Below are 15,781 nucleotides of genomic sequence, written 5' to 3'. Positions count from 1 at the left end.
AGACCCGGCCTGTGGGTGAGTGGGGCCGGACACGACGGCTACCGTTAGGGGGTGCAGCCAGCAAGTGAAACCCCCGACACGCCTTCCGGGCGCCTCCACCGGGCGCGTGCCCTGTACCGGAACGTCTCCAAGCGCAGGACCGCCTGGCTGTTGCTGAAGGACACCGTCAACTCCTGCATCGAGTACCGCATCCTGGGCCTGGCGGCCGAGGCCGCGTTCTTCACCCTGCTGTCGGTGCCACCGCTGCTGCTGAGCATGATCGGACTGCTCGGCTACGTCGACGCCTGGACCGGCGCCGACACCATCGAGAGCCTCCAGACCAACCTCCTGGAGGCCTCCCGCACGATCCTGTCCGACCAGGGCGTCCGCGAGATCGCCCAGCCGATCCTGCACGACGTGATGAAGGGCGGCCGGCCCGACGTCATCTCCATCGGCTTCCTGTTCGCCCTCTGGTCGGGCTCCCGCGCGGTGAACGTCTTCATCGACACCATCACCGTGATGTACGGCCTCGACGGCGTCCGGGGCATCGTCAAGACCCGCCTGATGGCCTTCCTGCTGTTCATCGTGGCCCTGCTGATCGGCTCGGTCGCGCTGCCGCTGATGGTGGCCGGGCCGGACGCGGTGGTGCGGATCGTGCCGTGGTCGACGACGCTCGTGCAGGTGCTGTACTGGCCGGTGGTCATACTCCTGTCGATCGCCTTCCTGACGACGCTGTACCACGTGTCCGTCCCGGTTCGCTCTCCCTGGATCGAGGACGTGCCCGGCGCGCTGGTCGCCCTCGGCATGTGGGTGCTCGGCAGCTTCCTGCTGCGGATCTACCTGACCAGCACGGTCGAGGGCCCCACGATCTACGGCTCCCTCGCCGCGCCCGTCGCCGTGCTGCTGTGGATCGGTGTGTCCGCGTTCGCCGTCCTGGTCGGGGCCGCTGTCAACGCCGCCATCGACCGGGTCTGGCCGGCCGCCGCCACGGCCGCGGCCCGCGAGGCCAACGAGCGGCTGCGGCAGGCCCAGGTCGCCGAGTACGTCGCCCGCGCGACCGCCGGCGGCGAGGCCGACCCCGACATGCCCTCCGAGTTCCCGGAACGCTGGTCCCGCTTCCTGCCGCCGGACGACGTGTCGGCCCGCCTGCGCACCCATGTCAAGAGCACCCACGTGAAGAACAGCCACGTGAAGAACAGCCACGTGAAGAGCACCCAGGTCAACGGGGAGGAGCACCCGCCCGAGGACTCGTGACGGGCCGCGCGCGGGGCGCGTTCATGATCAGGGCCTGCTTCGACCCGCCGTGGGCGGTCCGCGTGGAGGACCGGGCCCCGCTCACCGTGATGCTCGTCGTCCGCGGCGAGGCCTGGATCGTGCCCGACCGGGGCGAGCGCACGCGGCTCAGGGCCGGGACCTCGCCATCGCCCGCGGCCCGGACCGTACACCTGCGCCCACGCCTACGGCACGGCACCGCAGCCGGTGATCCCGCGCACCAGGAGTGCCGCAATCCCGACGGACGGCCCCCTCGAAACCGGGGGCGGGAGGCGAGCGGGGCCGGCCCTCGGGCCGGCCATCGTGTCGCGAGGACCGGGGGCGGCCGGATGAAGCGGCACCGGGCCCGGCCCCGCCGCCGTGTCGCGGCGTAGTCTGGCCCTCGTGTATGTGGAGCGGGCGTCGCGGCTGCCCGGGGCGGTCGTGTGGACCAGCACCCCGTCCCGGCCCGGGGTGGGGCGGGTCCTGCCCGACGGGTGCATGGATCTGCTGTGGCACGACGGGCGGCTGATGGTCGCCGGACCCGACACCCGGGCGTACCTCCCCGACGGGGCGACCGGCCCCTGGGCCGGGGTCCGCTTCTACCCGGGCACGGCTCCGGCGCTCCTGGGCGTTCCGGCGCACGAACTGCGCGACCGGCGCGTCGAGCTCGCGGACCTGTGGCCGGCTCAGCAGGTGCGGCGACTGGCCGGAGCTGTGAACGCGGCCCCCGACCCGGCGAGCGGCCTGGAGGAGCTGGCGCTGCGGCAGGCGGCCGGTGCCGACCCCCCTGACCCGCTGCTGCGGAAGGTCGTCACCGCCCTGGACGCGGGGCGTCCGGTCGCGGCCACCGCCGACGAACTCAGCTTCGGGGCACGCCAGTTGCACCGCCGTTCACTGTCGGCCTTCGGCTACGGCCCCAAGACCCTGGCCCGTATCCTGCGGCTGCACCGCGCCCTGGCACTGGCCCGGGCCGGTGTGCCCTTCGCGGAGACCGCCGCACGAGCCGGGTACGCCGACCAGGCCCATCTGGCCCGTGAGGTGCGGGAGTTGTCGGGGCTCCCGCTGGGGGACCTACTCGGCCGCGGTGCCTAGCGGGGCGAACAGGTCCACCCCGTTGCCGTCCGGGTCGTGCACCACGGCGTACCGCTGCCCCCAGAAGGCGTCCCACGGCTTGAGCTCGCCGTGGTACCCCGAGCCGACCAGCTCCTCGTACAGCGCGTCCACCTCCTCCGGCCCGTCGCACCGCAGGGCCAGCGAGGTCCGGCCCCCGTGCGCGGGCGGCTGCCATCCGGGCAGGAAGGAGCGGACCGTTTCCTCGGTGTCGAACATCAGCCGCAGCCCGCCGGGCAGTCCGGCCTCGGCGTGCGGCTGGTCCTCGGCGCCGTCCGGGAAGGTGAACCCGAGCCGGCGGTAGAACGCGACGGAGGCGGCCATGTCGGAGACGACCAGGCCGATGGCATCGAATCGTGCAGTCATGGAGTCACCGTAGGCAGGCCACGGCGCCCGGTCTTGAAGAAAACGGACGCCCCGGGCCGGGGGCGCCCCGGGCCGGAGACGTCCGTGCCGGATGCCCCGCGGTGGCCGCTCTGCCCGCCGAGCGCGGGATCCCCGGTCGCCGCAGCAGCCCCGCCGGCGGCCCGGCCCCCGGGCCGGTGTGCCCCACGCTGCGGTGGCGGGCGACCGCCACGGCAGCGGCCGGGAGCACCTCCTACGCGCGCGGCTCCGCCGTACTCGCCCGTTCCACCAGGCGCGTCGACAACTCCGTCCGGGTGCTCTCCGGGTGATGGCCGTCCATCATGCGCAACAGCGACCGCAGGGCCGTCGCGGCCATCTCGGACAGCGGCTGGCGGACGGTGGTCAGGCCGGGAGAGGCCCAGCGGGCCTCGGGCAGATCGTCGAAGCCGACCACACTGATGTCGTCCGGGACCCTCAACCCCCGTTCGGTCAGGGCCTCGTAGACACCCAGCGCCATCCGGTCCGAGCAGACGAAGACCGCGGTCGGCGGCTCGGGCAGGTCGAGGAGTTCCAGCGTGCGGCGGTGGGCCACACTCTCGTCGAAACCGGCGTGCCGGACGTACTCGGGGCGCTGCCGGACCCCGGCCGACGCGAGCGCCGAACGGTACCCGGCGACCCGCGCGCTGCTGCACATCGTGCGCCGGGGGCCGGCGATGACGGCCACCCGCTCGTGGCCCAGCGACAGCAGATGCTCCGTGGCCGTCAGACCCCCGTGCCAGTTCGCCGCCCCGACCGAGACCACGCCCTCCGGCGGCTCCTGCACCGGGTCGATCATCACGAACGGGATGCGGTGCTGCTCCAGCCACGCGTACTGCGAGTCACTGAGCTCGGCCAGGTTGAACAGGACCCCGGAGGAGCCCCGGGCGACCAGCTTGTCCAGCCAGCCGCGCTCCGGGCGGCCGACCCGGGAGCGGATCAGCGCAGCCGACACCACGACCTCCAGGCCCGCGTCGTGCGCCGCCCCCTCCACCCCGTGCAGCACCGCACCCGACCAGGAGCTCTCCAGCGAGTGCACGACCAGGTCGACCAGCCGGGGTGCCTTCGCCGCGTCGAAGCGGGGTCTGCGCACGTACCCCAGCCGGTCGAGTGCCTCGGTCACGCGGCGGCGGGTCTCTGGTGCCACGTCCTCACGGCCGTTGACCACCTTCGACGCGGTCGGTACCGACACCCCCGCCTCGCGCGCCACGACCGCCAGCGTCGGACCGGCAGGCACGCTCGCACTCGCCGTACGGACCATCGGGAACCCACCTCTCCGGCCCGCCCGAGGGCCGTGGAAAGTTTCGACCAGCGCTGCACACGGCGGGCACGAGGTCCGGCCGGGCAGAAAGCGCTTCCTACTGTAGGTGCGGCGCAGGTCGGCGGGAAGACAAGTGATTCACCGCTTCGCGCCGGGCAAAACTTTCGAAACCCCGAACAGCACCCGCAGCCGGGTGCACAGGTCGGCCGAAACCCGGTGAAGTCCGCCGTGAACGCCGCGTCCACGGGGTCCCGGGCGTGGATCCCCGCCATCGCACCGGTGAACCGCAGCCGGGAGCCGTGGTCGTCGGGCGGCCGGCCGAAGTCCGGCGCCGCCCCGCACGGACGGTGACCGCGTACGCCGAACAGCCCTCACACTCCCTCGCGCACCGGAATACCGGGCCACAATGAGGTGCTCTGATCTTCACGGTGCACGAGCGCGGTGAGGAGGCTGGTGGACGTATGACGGCAGACCAGGCAGACCCCGTGGTGAGCACGCCCCACGGTGCCCTCCGGGGCCGGTACGAGCGCGGTGTCGCGGTCTTCCGCGGCATCCCGTACGCGGCCCCTCCCTTCGGTCCCCGCCGCTTCCGTCCACCCGTCCCCCTCCCGCCCTGGGACGGCGTCCGCGACGCCGGTGCCTTCGGCCCCACCCCGCCGAAACCGCCGTACTCCGACGCCTTCGCGCACTACCTGTCCGACCCGGTCGTGCCGGGCGACGACTGCCTCAACCTCAACATCTGGACCCCGCAACCGGACCCCGGAGCCCGGCTCCCCGTCCTCGTCTGGCTGCACGGCGGCGCCCTGACCAGGGGTTCGTCCGCCGTACCCGTCTACGACGGCCATGCCTTCGCCCGCGACGGCGTCGTGTGCGTCTCGGTCAACTACCGGCTGGGAGTCGAAGGCTACGGACTGTTCCCGGACACGCCCCCGAACCCCGGCCTGCGCGACCAGATCGCCGCCCTGACCTGGGTGCACGAGGCCATCGAGGCCTTCGGCGGCGACCCCGGCCGCATCACCCTGTGCGGCCAGTCCGCCGGGGCGATCAGCATCGGCGCGCTCATCGCCGCCCCGCAGACCCAGGGACTGGTCCGGCGGGCGGTCCTGCAGAGCGGGCCGCCCGAGGCGTCCGAGCGGGCCAAGGTCCGGCGGATGGTGCGCCGGATGGCCTCCCGGCTGAAGATCCCCGCCACCGCCGAGGCCTTCGCCGCCGTCGACCGCGACCTGCTGCTGCACACCCAGGCCGAGGTGGGCCGGCTCAGCAGCCCGGTGGTCGGCGGCCCCGCCTTCGGCATCGTCATCGACGGCGACACCGTCCCGCGCGACCCCCTTCAGGCCCTCACCGAAGGCGGCGCCGCCCCGGGTGTCGAGCTGATGACGGGCTGGACCCGCGACGAGTACCGGCTGTGGCTGGTCCCGGGCGGCCTGATGGACCGCGTGGACCGCCTCGGAGCCGTCGCCTTCGCGGGCGCCATGGCCCGCTGCCACTGCGGCAGCGAGGTCCCGCGCGGCTACCGCGCCCTGCACCCCGAGGCGAGCACGGCGGACATCGTCGGCCAGCTCGTCACCGACCGCCTCCTCCGCATCCCCCTGCACCAGCTGGCCGACGCCCGTACGGAACCGTCGTACGTCTACGAGTTCGCCTGGCCCTCGAACCTCCCCGGCCTCGGCTCCTGCCACGCGCTGGAGCTCGGCTTCGTCTTCGACACGGGGGAGGTCCCGGAGTCCCGCAAACTGGCGGGGGAGGGCGCTCCGCAGGAGCTGGCCGACGCGATGCACACGGCGTGGGTGCGGTTCGCGACGGACGGCGACCCGGGCTGGGAACGCTGGGACGCGGCGCATCCGGTGCGCGTCTTCGGAGACCGCGCACCGGACGCCGGGAACGGCGTGGCCTACACGGCGTACGGTCCCCGCGACCGCGAACTCGCCCTCTGGGCGACCGACGCCGCCGCCGACGCCGCCGTTGTCACGCCTGAGGAATCCACACCCGCCGTACGGCGGCTCCGTCGCTCCGGCGTACTCCGCCGGCACTGACGAGGCTCACGCCGGTGGGGTGGAGGTTCCGCCGAGTGTGGACAGGAAGGCGGTCCAGGTGGCGGGGGCGATGGTGAGGTGGGGGGTGGAGGGGGTTGTGCTGTCGCGGATGTGGATGGCGGCGGGGTGGGCGGCCATTTCGACGCAGGCGCCGCCCTCGCCGCTGCTGTAGCTGGGCTTGAACCACTCAAGTGGGGTGCCGCTCACGCTTCTCCCAGAAAGCGGTCTAACAGATCCCTCGTGTCCTCGGTGTTGAGGGCCTGCGTCCGCGGCATCGCATACTTCTGGGTAAGGATCCCCACCTCGTCGGGGGCCGCAACAAGTGTGCTGCCACGCTGAGTTTCGCTGTAGGCGAGCCGCTGGTGGTCGGGGGTTTCCAGCAGGATGAACGGGCCTTCGAGTCCGGCATGCGAGGTACGGTCCAGCGGCAGAACCTGGATGGCGACCCCGGGGAGCTCGGAGTACTCGCGCAGGTGCCGCAACTGTTCGACGTACACGTCCCTTCCGCCCAGACGGTCGCGCAGGGCCGCCTCCGAGATCACGAAACTCGCGGTGGGCGGCACCTTGCGATGCATAGTCTGCCGTCGTTCGATGCGAGCCGCGACGAACTGCTCGATCTCGTCCTCGTCGTAGACCGGAACGCGGCTGCGGAACACTGCGCGGGCGTACACCTCGGTCTGAAGCAGACCTGGAACCAACAGGCTCTCGTACCAGGAAATCGCAAGGGCCTCCCGCTCCCGATCCAGATACTCCTCCGCCCAGAGCGGCACGAGATCCACCTCCGGCATCTCCACCAGCGCAGCCACGAACGCCCGCTTGGTGTCCAGGAGTCGGTCCAACTGCTCCGCGAGATCCATCTTCAGTGGCCGTTGCCCTGCTCGATGGACGCGATCTGCTGCTCGCCGACGACGAAGATCTCCCCGAGGGACCTCTGCGTATGCCCGGCCGCCCCCCGGAAGAGGGCGAGCAGCGCGCCCACCATCCTCGTCGCCGAGGCGTTCCTGCGTGACCGTCGTGACCGTGTCGTGGTGCTCATGGCGGCGAACTCCCCACCCGCGCGCGTACTTGCCGTGTTCCGCACGTACAACATGGCCGTACGGGTGCGCGATCTGTTTCATGATGGCCACGGAGTGTGACTGTCGTCCCGTGAACGACAAAACTCCACTCCTCTCCCAACCCCCGTCTCCGCGCGAGCGGTTCGACCGCCGGGAGCGCCAGTCCGTCCCGGCCGCACGCGCGTTCGTGCGCGACGCCCTTGTGGACTGGGGCGGGTGCGGGTGCGGGTGCGGGTGTGGACTGGGGCGGGTGCGGGCGCGCGGAGGACGTGCTGCTCTGTGTGAGCGAACTGGTGACGAACGCGCTGGTGCACGGCGTGCCTCCCGGCCGTGGATTCCTGCTGAGGCTGGTGCCGTACGGCGAGGACCGCGGCGTGCGGATCGAGGTGCACGACAGCGGTGACGGCGTGCCGGTGCTGCCGCGGCAGGACGTCCAGCAGCCCTGCGAGGGCGGGCGGGGCCTGTTGCTGGTGTCGGAGCTGGCGGACAAGTGGGGCGTGGGGGCGAGGTGCCCGGGCAAGATCGTGTGGTGTGAGTGCGAAGGCGGGGGTTGACCCTCACACTGTGTCAGCCAGTGAAGTGGATGACGTCATGTTCAGCATCGGAGAGTTCGCCAAGTACGGCGGCGTGTCAGTGCGCATGCTGCGCCACTACGACGCCGTGGGGCTCGTGCGCCCCGCCCACGTCGATCCGCACACCGGCTACCGGTCCTACGAAGCCGACCAACTGGCCCGGCTCAACCGCGTCATCGCCCTCAAGGAGCTGGGCTTCACGCTCGAACGGGTGCGCGCCATCCTCGACGAGCAGGTGGACGCGACGGAGCTGCGCGGCATGTTGCGGTTGCGGCACGCGGAGCTGGAGTCGGCCATGGCGGCCGATGCCGCCCGGCTGGCGCAGGTCGAGGCGAGGCTCCGGGTGATCGAGAGTGAGGGGCAGATGTCGTTCGACGACGTGGTGATCAAGCAGGTCCCGGCGATGCGTGTGGCGGAGCTGACGGCTGTTGTGGAGAGCTTCGAGCCGCGGTTCATCACCCCGGTGATCACCCCGCTCTACGAGGAGTTGTGGAGCCGGATGCAGGCCGCCGGGCTCCGGGCGAGCGGCGCGGCCGTCGCCTACTACGAGAACCTCGACGGGCCGGTGACGGTGCACGCCTCCATCCCCGTCGACGCCGAACCAGACCCCTCGCAGGATTTCGCGGTGGTGGATCTGCCGGCGGCGGAGGTCGCGACGCTGGTGCATGACGGCCCGATGGAACAGGTCATCCCCAGCGTCCAGGCGCTCGCCCGCTGGATCGACGCCCATGGCTACACGTCGGCCGGCCCCGCCCGCGAGGTGACTCTCTCCTGTCCCAACTGCGGCGACCACACGGTGACCGAACTGCAAGAGCCGGTCGCTCGCCGCTGAGTACTGTGGATCACGGAGGTGATCCGGCGACAGGGCCTGGCGGGCCTATGGCGGTCCCACCGAGTCCCGTACCACCACGTGCGTGCCCAGCGACAGGTGTTCGGCCGGGGCGCCAGGCGTGCGTTCGAGGGCCGTGCGGACGGCGAGGCGGCCGGGTTCCTCGTAGGGGACGTGGGCCGTCGTGAGGGCGGGGTGCAGGTCGCAGGCGAAGGAGAGGTCGTCCTAGCCGGCCAGGGAGACGTCACCCGGCACCGACAGGCCCGCCTCGTGCAGGGCGGTGAGGGCGCCCGCCGCGACCATGTCGGTGGCGGCCACGACGGCCGTGAAGTCGAGGTCGTCCTTGAGCGCTTGCTGCCAGCACGAACGCGAGCGTGGGCGTGTCGACGCCCGCGATCGCCTTCGCCGGCGCCGTGGAAATACCGTTGCCGGAACAGCAGCATCTTCGATCGAATGCCTCCATGACTCACGACGGCCCGGCAGACCATGTGGAGCAGAATCGACGCTTCTGGGATGACGAGGCGGCTGCGTGGCACGGGCCGCTCGCCCGTGATCACTGGGCGCAGGTGGAACCGTACTGGGGATTGTGGGCCACCCCCGAGTCGCAGGTTTCCGTGCTTCCCGACGGCATCGACGGTATGCGCACCATTGAGTTGGGCTGCGGCACTGCCTACGTTTCCGCTTGGCTGGCCAGGGCAGGAGCCCACCCGGTCGGGATCGACCTCTCGGAGAAGCAGCTCGCCACTGCTCGCGAGATGCAGGCAGAGTTCGGCATCGACTTCCCCCTTGTCCTGGGCAACGCTGAGAAGGTGCCCTACGAGGACAACACGTTCGGCTTGGCGATCAGCGAGTACGGCGCCTCGCTGTGGTGCGACCCCTACCAGTGGATCCCGGAGGCAGCCCGGCTTCTCGTCCCCGGAGGCCACCTGGTGTTCTCGCGCTACTCACCGCTGTTCGCACTGTGTGTACCGCCCGAGGGACCGGCGTCCACCACTCTGTCCCGCGGCCAGTTCGGCCTGACGCGGCTGGACTGGGGGAATCACGTGGAGTTCATCCTGCCGCACGGTGAGATGCTCCGTCTGCTGCGGGCCTGCGACTTCGTCGTGGAGGACCTGATTGAGATTCAGGCACCCCGGCCTGCACGGGACTACGAAGAAGTTTCCGCCGACTGGGCCCATCAATGGCCCAGCGAGGAGATCTGGAAAGCTCGGCTGGCAGGCTGACAGCTCCGCAGGCACCGTGTGACGTCCTACTCATCCCGCGGAGCACCTCGATGCTCCCACCGCAAGCCCTTCTGCCAATCCCAGCGGCGGTTTCCGCGCCTCATCCACTCACGGCCCTACGCCGCCCCCAGCGTCCCCGCGATCCCCGAGATCGCCTCCGGGCCCACCCGGCAGCAGCCGCCGATCAGCCGTGCTCCGGACTGCTGCCAGCCCTTCACCTGGTCGGCGCTGAAGGTGGAACGGCCTGTCCAGGCGCGGGCGTCGGCGTCCCAGGTCTCGCCGCTGTTGGGGTAGACGACGACCGGCTTGCCGGTGACCCGCGCCGCTGTCGCGGCCGCGGCGTCCGCGTCCTCGGGTGCGCAGCAGTTCACACCGACCGCGATCACCTCGTCCGCCTCGGCGGCCAGGGCGAAGGCCTCCTCCAGCGGCTGCCCGGCGCGCGTGCGGCCACCGGCGACGGAGTACGTCAGCCAGGCCGGCACTCCGAGCCCGCGCACCGCCCGCAGCAGGGCCGCTGCCTCGTCGGAGTCCGGGACCGTCTCCAGCGCGAGGACATCGGGGCGGGCCGCGGCCAGCACCTCCAAGCGCGGCCGGTGGAAACGCTCCAGCTCGTCCACCGTCAGCCCGTAGCGGCCCCGGTACTCGGAGCCGTCCGCGAGCATCGCCCCGTAGGGGCCGGCCGAGGCCGCCACCCACAGGGGGCGCGAGACGCGTGCGAGCCGGGCCGCGTCCCGGGCCGACTCCACGCTGAGCGCCATGAGTTCGGCCGCCCGGTCGCGGTCGATCCCGCGCTTGGCGAAACCCTCGAACGTGGCCTGGTAGCTGGCCGTGATCGCCACGTCCGCGCCGGCCCGGAAGTAGGCGAGATGCGCCTCGGTGATCGCCTCCGGCCGCTGCGCGAGCAGCCGCGCCGACCACAGCTCGTCGCTCAGGTCGTGCCCTGCCGACTCGAGCTGGTTGGACATGCCGCCGTCGAGGACGACCGTCCCGGCGGCGAGGGCTTCGGCGAGCGTGAGGGTGCTGGTCATACGGACGACCGTAACCGAGACCCGGGGGCGGACCCCAGCCGATCGTGTCCATTGCGTGAACAGGTCGACCAGCATGTGGGACGGCGGGTTACGATCACGACCCTCCCCCCTCCGCTCGTCAGGAACGCCCATGACCGTCCCCAGCCCCGCCGAGGCCGCCGGATCCACCGAGCCGGGCGAAGCCGCCGCCCCGGCGCCCGCTCCCCGCCGCACCTTCGGCCTCGCCGCCGCCACGGCCCTCGTCATGGGCAACATCATCGGCGGCGGCATCTTCGCCCTGCCCGCCACCGTCGCCCCCTACGGCACGATCAGCCTGCTCGCCTTCCTGGTGCTCTCGGTCGGCGCGGTGCTGCTCGCGCTGCTCTTCGGCAGGCTGGCGCGGCGCAGCCCGGTCACCGGCGGGCTCTACGTCTACCCGCGGGACGCCTTCGGCGAGTTCGCCGGGTTCCTGTCGGCCTGGTCGTACTGGACGATGTGCTGGGTCAGCATCGCCGCCCTGGCCGTCGCGGTCGTCGGCTACGTCGACGTCCTGATACCCCTGCACGGCAACCACGTCCTCCAGGCAGCCGTCGCCATGGCCGCTCTCTGGCTGCCCGCCGCCGCCAACTTCGCGGGCACCCGGTGGGTCGGCACGGTGCAGGTCGTCTCCACGGTCCTGAAGTTCGTCCCGCTGCTCCTCCTCGCCACCGTCGGCCTGTTCTTCGTCGACGCGGACAACTTCGGACCGTTCAACGCCTCCGGCCAGAGCGTCTCCGGCGCGCTGGCCGCCTCCGCCGCGCTGCTGCTCTACAGCTTCCTCGGGGTCGAGTCAGCCGCTGTCAGCGCGGGCGAGGTGCGCGACCCGGAGCGCACGGTCGGCCGGGCGAGCGTCCTCGGCACCCTGGCCTCGGCCCTGGTCTACATCCTCGGCACGGTCGCCGTCTTCGGCCTCGTCCCGCACAGTGAACTCGTCGACTCCGGCGCCCCGTTCGCCGACGCCGTCAACGCGATGACCGGCGGCGGCTGGGGCGGCGTCGTCATCGCCCTGGTCGCGGTCGCCTCGATCACCGGCTGCCTCAACGGCTGGATCCTCATGGCCGCGCAGATGCCGTACGCCGCCGCCCGCGACGGTCTCTTCCCCGCGCCCTTCGCCCGGGTCGGCAAGGGCGGCGTCCCCGGCTTCGGCGTCTGGGCCTGCGCGGTCCTCGGCACGCTCCTGATCGCCCTCAACTACACGGCGGGCCCGGACACCACCTTCCGCGTCCTCGTCCTGATCACCACGTTCACCGGCTGCGTGCCGTACCTGCTGTCGGCCGCCGCCCAGCTGTACTGGCTGGCCCGCGGTACCCGCGAACGCGTCCGCCCCGCGGGCCTGGTCCGCGATCTGATCGTCGCCGCCCTCTCCTTCGGCTTCTCGTTCTGGCTGATCGCGGGCGCCGGATACGCCGCCGTCTACCAGGGGGTGCTGTTCCTGTTCGCTGGGATTCCGGTGTACGTGTGGCTGCGGGGACGCAAGGACACGGCGGAGGTGTCGGCATAGCATCGGGGGATGCCCGAGGTCGCTGTCGCACATGCCGAAGTACGTGAGGTCCTGGGAGTCCCGGCGGACCGGGCGGTGTTCGAGCCGCTCACGCACAACCCGTGGAACGGTGTCACGGCCGGGGTGTGGCGGGTCGGTGGCGGCGGCCGGTCGGCCGTCGTGAAGGTGCTGACGCGGACGAAGGAGACCAGCGTCTCGTGGGCCGCCTCCAACGACCCCCGGCACTGGAACTTCTGGCGCCGGGAGGCGTACGTCTACCAGTCGGGGCTCGCCCAGGTCTGGCAGCGGCACGGCATCCGCGCGCCCCGGCTGCTGGAGTGTGTCGAACGCCCGGACGGCGACGTGGCGTTGTGGCTGGAGGACGTGCCGGGCGAACCGGCGGCGGCCTGGCCGCTCGCCCGGCACGTCGAGCACGCGCACCGGCTCGGGGCCGCCCAGGGCGCGGTGGGCGCTGGGGAGGACCGGCCGTGGCTGTCGCAGTGCTTCCTGCGCGACTACACAGCCTGCAAGAGGACGGGCCAGGAGCTGCTCGACGACGACGAGGCCTGGCGACACCCCCTGGTCCGGGAGCACTTTCCGGCGGGCCTGCGCGAGGACATGGTCCGCCTCCACCACGACCGCGAGTGGTTCCTCACGGTCATGGAGTCCCTACCGCGGGCCTTCTGCCATCTCGACCAGTGGCCGGCCAACGTCCGCTCCGACGGCCGCGACAGCGTCCTGTTCGACTGGGCGTTCGCCGGGGACGGCGCGCTCGGCGAGGACCTCGGCAACTACCTCCCCGACTCCGTCTTCGACCTGTTCGTCCCGGCCGCCGACCTCCCCGGCCTGGCCAAGGCGGCGTACGACGCGTACGTGCAGGGCCTGCGCGAGAGCGGCTGGCGCGGCGACGAACGGCTCGTACGGCTCGGCGTGTGCGCCTCCGCCGTGAAGTACGACTGGCTCACCGCGCTGATGCTCGCCCGGGCGGACGACGAGCAGCCGGCCTACGGCGGCCACGGCGCCGTCCCCGCCGGACTCCGCTACCGCGAACGCGGCCTGACCCTCGCCCTCCTCGCCGACTGGGCGGCCGAGGCCCGGCTGCTGGCTCCCCGACTCGGTTTCCCGGAGGCGCCGAGCGGCCGCTGATCCCCCGCGTTCCTGCGCCTCACCGCCGCGCCTGGCCCGCGTGCCGGCCGCCCCGTCGCCGGCCCCGGCCGCGTCGCGTCGCCATCGGCACGGCGAGGCTGACGACGAGGGCCAGCCCGAGGGCGTACGGCCACCAGCCGAAACCGACGTCCTCCGACGCGCCGGCGCTCCGGGCTGCCACGGCGCCGGACGCGGACTCTCCGGGCGCAGTCGGGGAGGGACTCGGGGTGGTTTCCGCGGTCAGGGCGACGTCGTTCCCGTCTCCCGCCCGGTAGTCGATGCGGTAGGTGGTGTCGCCGAGCTTCAGGCGGGCGCCTTGCCGCAGCCCCTTGAACGTTCCCGAGATCCTGCCGTCGCCCCTGTGGTCGAGGACGGTGACCTCACGAGCAGACCGGCCCCGGCCTGCGAGGGCCGAGACGTCGAGGTCCCCTGCCAGCCGTACCGTTTCCGTCACCTTCAGCGGCTTGCCGCGCAGGACCAGGGTGCCCTTGGAGCTCTGCGTGTAGGCGCCGTGCACGGTGAGGCCGGTCGTCACGGCACCTTCGTTCGTCACCGCTCCCGCGACCGTGCCCTTGCCGGTGAGCGTGGTCGCGACGCGCAGGCCCGCCGTACCGGCGTCCAGCCGTGCCCCGGCCGCCGTGAGCCGTATGGCCCGGCTGTGCGTGAGCGTGGCGCCCTTTCGCAGGGCCAGGGTGCCCTGGGAGACGGTGGTCGTCCCGGTGTACGTGACGGCGGGGCCCGTCAGGGTCGTCGTGGCGGTTCCCGACTGGGTGAGCGAGCCGCTGCCGCTGATGCGGGAGAGGGTGAGAGGCCGCTTCGTGTTGCGCAGGACGAGTGAGCCGTCGTTGACGACCTTGTAGCGGGCGCCTGCCGTGTACAGCCCGCCGTCCCCGCCGCGCTTCCCGCTGCCCAGGCGCAGCACCGCCCCCTTCTCGACCGTCGTCGAGCCGTCGTAGTGCTGGACGGCCGCGAAGGTCACGTCGTTGCCGGGGGTTCCGGCGACGACGATGTCGCCGGCGCCGGGGGCCGAGAGGGTGTCGTGGAACCTGCCGCCGCCGATGGGGGCGCCGAGCGTCACCGGGCCGTCGTAGTCGAAGGTGAGGCGGGAACGGGAGCGTGCGGCCAGGAGGTTGATGTAGACCGTTTCGGCGGTGCCGGGCATGAAGATCCTGTTCGTGGTGCCGTCGCCCCACTGGACGTTCGCGCCCTTGATGTTGGTACCGCGCTTGTTGACGTTCTTGCGGGCGGGCGTCCAGTTGAGGGCCGGGTCGCTGAGCGACGGGTCGTTGTCGCCGCCCCGGTCCGACCAGCTGTACTGGCCGGTGAGCACGACCTTGCCGCCCGGCCTGGACTGGACGTTGATGTCGCTGCCGTACTCGCGCTGGTAGAAGTCCATGCCCATCGTGACCGTGCGGCCCAGCGGGGTGTCGACGGTCCAGGTGCCCTGGTTGAGGACCTTGCGGACGTCCGGCAGCGACGTCGCGTACTCCGGGCGGCCCGCGTTCAGCTGGGTGCCGTTGTCGATCACCCCCGAGAAGGGGTGCGTGCCCGACAGGTCCCAGGTGCCCCACAGGAACCTCGGCTGGGTGATCAGCCCGGAGCCGCTGATGGTGCCCAGGTTGTACGCGCTCCTCAGCGACAGCCGCAGGGTGCCGTCGACCCGGATGTTGTCCTGGTTGAGGCGGAACGCCGGGGTGTTGTACGGGAAGTGGCCGATCAGGCCCGTCGTCCCGCCGTCGCCGTACTGGAGCGTCGCCCCGCGCTCGACCGTGACCGCGGGAGGGTCGGGCCGGGTGACGGTGACGTATGGATGGTTGCCGCCCGCCGTCCGCACGCGCTGGCGTTGCCGGGCCCGGGGGAGCGTGAAGTCGCTGTCCCTGGTGAGGACCAGCGTCCCGCGGCCGCGCACCGTGAGCGTGCCCTCGCCGCGGAACACGCCGTCGTACGTCGTCGTCCCCGGCGGCACGGTGACGGCCGTGTCGCCGGTGAGCGTCACGTCCCGGCCGGCCAGCACGTCGGCGGTGACGTCCCGGGGGCCGGCGGCCGCCGCCGGGGGAGCGGCGAGGAGGGAGGCGACCGCCGCGAGGACACCGGCGGCCGCTGCTGTGGTGTGGGTGAGACTGCGCACGGGAGGGGAGACGCGGGCGGCGGGCGGCCGATAACAGAAAATCGGCGATTGCCGGTCCGGTGCCGATGCCACGGCGGGCGGGAAGCGGTGACGATGAATCGACCCCGTAGTGCTGCGCGGCCCGCACGCAGCGCCTGGTGCCGTGACCTCGAGCGTCCATCGGGCTGGTCGCGAGGTCCTCGCTCGCTGGACGGTGGATACCCCGGCTGGTGCGGCGAGTGAGCCCTCCTCAGGTCCTCCCTCAGCGGGTGCGCTCTCATTCGCAGGGCGGATACGGTCCGCCG

The 15,781-nt window shown here is 72.2% G+C and carries 15 protein-coding genes and 2 pseudogenes; 9 read left to right on the top strand and 8 right to left on the bottom strand.

Annotation, left to right across the window (positions count from 1 at the left end; all coding sequences use genetic code 11):
- Positions 1 to 51 precede the first annotated feature (51 nt).
- The 3 genes and pseudogenes from ACFU3E_RS08990 to ACFU3E_RS08980 all read left to right on the top strand — a co-directional run bounded on the left by ACFU3E_RS08990 (position 52) and on the right by ACFU3E_RS08980 (position 2,325).
- A complete protein-coding gene (locus ACFU3E_RS08990; RefSeq protein ID WP_384154154.1) occupies positions 52 to 1,233 on the top strand; it encodes a YihY/virulence factor BrkB family protein in 1,182 nt (393 codons plus the stop codon).
- 23 nt (positions 1,234 to 1,256) lie between these two features.
- Positions 1,257 to 1,502, top strand: a pseudogene (locus tag ACFU3E_RS08985) (cupin domain-containing protein); the annotation flags it as partial.
- 133 nt (positions 1,503 to 1,635) lie between these two features.
- Positions 1,636 to 2,325: a DUF6597 domain-containing transcriptional factor gene (locus ACFU3E_RS08980; RefSeq protein ID WP_384154152.1), complete on the top strand. Its 690-nt coding sequence runs from the start codon at positions 1,636 to 1,638 to the stop codon at positions 2,323 to 2,325.
- Here ACFU3E_RS08980 and ACFU3E_RS08975 read toward each other — a convergent pair.
- Both ACFU3E_RS08975 and ACFU3E_RS08970 read right to left on the bottom strand, forming a co-directional pair.
- A complete protein-coding gene (locus tag ACFU3E_RS08975) occupies positions 2,305 to 2,709 on the bottom strand; it encodes a VOC family protein (RefSeq protein ID WP_384154150.1) in 405 nt (134 codons plus the stop codon). The genes ACFU3E_RS08980 and ACFU3E_RS08975 overlap by 21 nt on opposite strands.
- Before the next feature lie 232 nt (positions 2,710 to 2,941).
- A complete protein-coding gene (locus ACFU3E_RS08970; RefSeq protein WP_384154147.1) occupies positions 2,942 to 3,985 on the bottom strand; it encodes a LacI family DNA-binding transcriptional regulator in 1,044 nt (347 codons plus the stop codon).
- A 461-nt stretch (positions 3,986 to 4,446) separates the two neighbouring features.
- On the opposite strand from ACFU3E_RS08970, the gene ACFU3E_RS08965 reads away from it, so the two are divergent.
- Positions 4,447 to 6,018: a carboxylesterase/lipase family protein gene (locus tag ACFU3E_RS08965; protein WP_384154145.1), complete on the top strand. Its 1,572-nt coding sequence runs from the start codon at positions 4,447 to 4,449 to the stop codon at positions 6,016 to 6,018.
- Between the two features lie 6 nt (positions 6,019 to 6,024).
- Here the strand turns inward: ACFU3E_RS08965 and ACFU3E_RS08960 are convergent, their stop codons facing one another.
- From ACFU3E_RS08960 to ACFU3E_RS08950, 3 genes are read right to left on the bottom strand one after another with little or no spacing between them, the layout of a single operon-like run.
- Positions 6,025 to 6,225, bottom strand: coding sequence for a DUF397 domain-containing protein (locus tag ACFU3E_RS08960; protein WP_384154143.1), 201 nt, complete (start codon positions 6,223 to 6,225; stop codon positions 6,025 to 6,027).
- Positions 6,222 to 6,875: a DUF5753 domain-containing protein gene (locus ACFU3E_RS08955; protein ID WP_384154141.1), complete on the bottom strand. Its 654-nt coding sequence runs from the start codon at positions 6,873 to 6,875 to the stop codon at positions 6,222 to 6,224. The genes ACFU3E_RS08960 and ACFU3E_RS08955 overlap by 4 nt, the downstream gene beginning before the upstream one ends.
- Before the next feature lie 2 nt (positions 6,876 to 6,877).
- On the bottom strand, positions 6,878 to 7,054 hold the full coding sequence (locus tag ACFU3E_RS08950; protein ID WP_384154139.1) for a hypothetical protein: 177 nt from the start codon (positions 7,052 to 7,054) through the stop codon (positions 6,878 to 6,880).
- Between the two features lie 300 nt (positions 7,055 to 7,354).
- Between ACFU3E_RS08950 and ACFU3E_RS08945 the strand changes: the two genes are divergently transcribed.
- Together ACFU3E_RS08945 and ACFU3E_RS08940 are read left to right on the top strand one after the other, a co-directional pair.
- The gene (locus tag ACFU3E_RS08945) at positions 7,355 to 7,627 is read left to right on the top strand and encodes an ATP-binding protein (RefSeq protein WP_384154137.1); all 273 of its coding nucleotides are present in this window, start codon (positions 7,355 to 7,357) and stop codon (positions 7,625 to 7,627) included.
- Between the two features lie 37 nt (positions 7,628 to 7,664).
- Positions 7,665 to 8,477, top strand: a complete 813-nt coding sequence (locus ACFU3E_RS08940; RefSeq protein ID WP_384154135.1) for a MerR family transcriptional regulator — start codon at positions 7,665 to 7,667, stop codon at positions 8,475 to 8,477.
- 45 nt (positions 8,478 to 8,522) lie between these two features.
- Here ACFU3E_RS08940 and ACFU3E_RS08935 read toward each other — a convergent pair.
- Positions 8,523 to 8,957: pseudogene (locus ACFU3E_RS08935) on the bottom strand (substrate-binding domain-containing protein).
- On the opposite strand from ACFU3E_RS08935, the gene ACFU3E_RS08930 reads away from it, so the two are divergent.
- Complete coding sequence (locus ACFU3E_RS08930; RefSeq protein ID WP_384154133.1) at positions 8,849 to 9,697, top strand: class I SAM-dependent methyltransferase; 849 nt, start codon at positions 8,849 to 8,851, stop codon at positions 9,695 to 9,697. The pseudogene ACFU3E_RS08935 and the gene ACFU3E_RS08930 sit on opposite strands and share 109 nt — an antisense overlap.
- Positions 9,698 to 9,813: 116 nt before the next feature.
- Here the strand turns inward: ACFU3E_RS08930 and mmuM are convergent, their stop codons facing one another.
- Entirely contained in the window at positions 9,814 to 10,725 is a 912-nt protein-coding gene (gene mmuM, locus ACFU3E_RS08925) for a homocysteine S-methyltransferase (RefSeq protein ID WP_384154131.1), read from the bottom strand.
- 130 nt (positions 10,726 to 10,855) lie between these two features.
- Here mmuM and ACFU3E_RS08920 point away from each other — a divergent pair, with 130 nt between their 5' ends.
- Both ACFU3E_RS08920 and ACFU3E_RS08915 read left to right on the top strand, forming a co-directional pair.
- Positions 10,856 to 12,244 carry an amino acid permease gene (locus ACFU3E_RS08920; protein ID WP_384154129.1) on the top strand — a complete coding sequence of 463 codons (1,389 nt, stop codon included), beginning with the start codon at positions 10,856 to 10,858 and terminating at the stop codon, positions 12,242 to 12,244.
- Between the two features lie 9 nt (positions 12,245 to 12,253).
- Positions 12,254 to 13,369, top strand: a complete 1,116-nt coding sequence (locus tag ACFU3E_RS08915; RefSeq protein ID WP_384154127.1) for an aminoglycoside phosphotransferase — start codon at positions 12,254 to 12,256, stop codon at positions 13,367 to 13,369.
- A gap of 19 nt (positions 13,370 to 13,388) precedes the next feature.
- Here ACFU3E_RS08915 and ACFU3E_RS08910 read toward each other — a convergent pair whose 3' ends face one another.
- The gene (locus ACFU3E_RS08910; protein WP_384154125.1) at positions 13,389 to 15,497 is read right to left on the bottom strand and encodes an autotransporter-associated beta strand repeat-containing protein; all 2,109 of its coding nucleotides are present in this window, start codon (positions 15,495 to 15,497) and stop codon (positions 13,389 to 13,391) included.
- Between the last annotated feature and the right edge of the window lie 284 nt (positions 15,498 to 15,781).

Source organism: Streptomyces sp. NPDC057424 (genome assembly GCF_042803315.1).
GTDB lineage: Bacteria > Actinomycetota > Actinomycetes > Streptomycetales > Streptomycetaceae > Streptomyces.
The sequence above is the reverse complement of the archived record's forward strand: the minus strand, read 5'-3'. Positions and strand labels throughout refer to the sequence as shown.

What these genes read in the sequence shown, in the direction of transcription:
- ACFU3E_RS08975 (WP_384154150.1), bottom strand. Translation starts at nt 2,709, where the DNA reads ATGACTGCACGATTCGATGCCATCGGCCTGGTCGTCTCCGACATGGCC.
- ACFU3E_RS08970 (WP_384154147.1), bottom strand. Translation starts at nt 3,985, where the DNA reads ATGGTCCGTACGGCGAGTGCGAGCGTGCCTGCCGGTCCGACGCTGGCG.
- ACFU3E_RS08965 (WP_384154145.1), top strand. Translation starts at nt 4,447, where the DNA reads ATGACGGCAGACCAGGCAGACCCCGTGGTGAGCACGCCCCACGGTGCC.
- ACFU3E_RS08955 (WP_384154141.1), bottom strand. Translation starts at nt 6,875, where the DNA reads ATGGATCTCGCGGAGCAGTTGGACCGACTCCTGGACACCAAGCGGGCG.
- ACFU3E_RS08950 (WP_384154139.1), bottom strand. Translation starts at nt 7,054, where the DNA reads ATGAGCACCACGACACGGTCACGACGGTCACGCAGGAACGCCTCGGCG.
- ACFU3E_RS08940 (WP_384154135.1), top strand. Translation starts at nt 7,665, where the DNA reads ATGTTCAGCATCGGAGAGTTCGCCAAGTACGGCGGCGTGTCAGTGCGC.
- mmuM (WP_384154131.1), bottom strand. Translation starts at nt 10,725, where the DNA reads ATGACCAGCACCCTCACGCTCGCCGAAGCCCTCGCCGCCGGGACGGTC.
- ACFU3E_RS08920 (WP_384154129.1), top strand. Translation starts at nt 10,856, where the DNA reads ATGACCGTCCCCAGCCCCGCCGAGGCCGCCGGATCCACCGAGCCGGGC.
- ACFU3E_RS08915 (WP_384154127.1), top strand. Translation starts at nt 12,254, where the DNA reads ATGCCCGAGGTCGCTGTCGCACATGCCGAAGTACGTGAGGTCCTGGGA.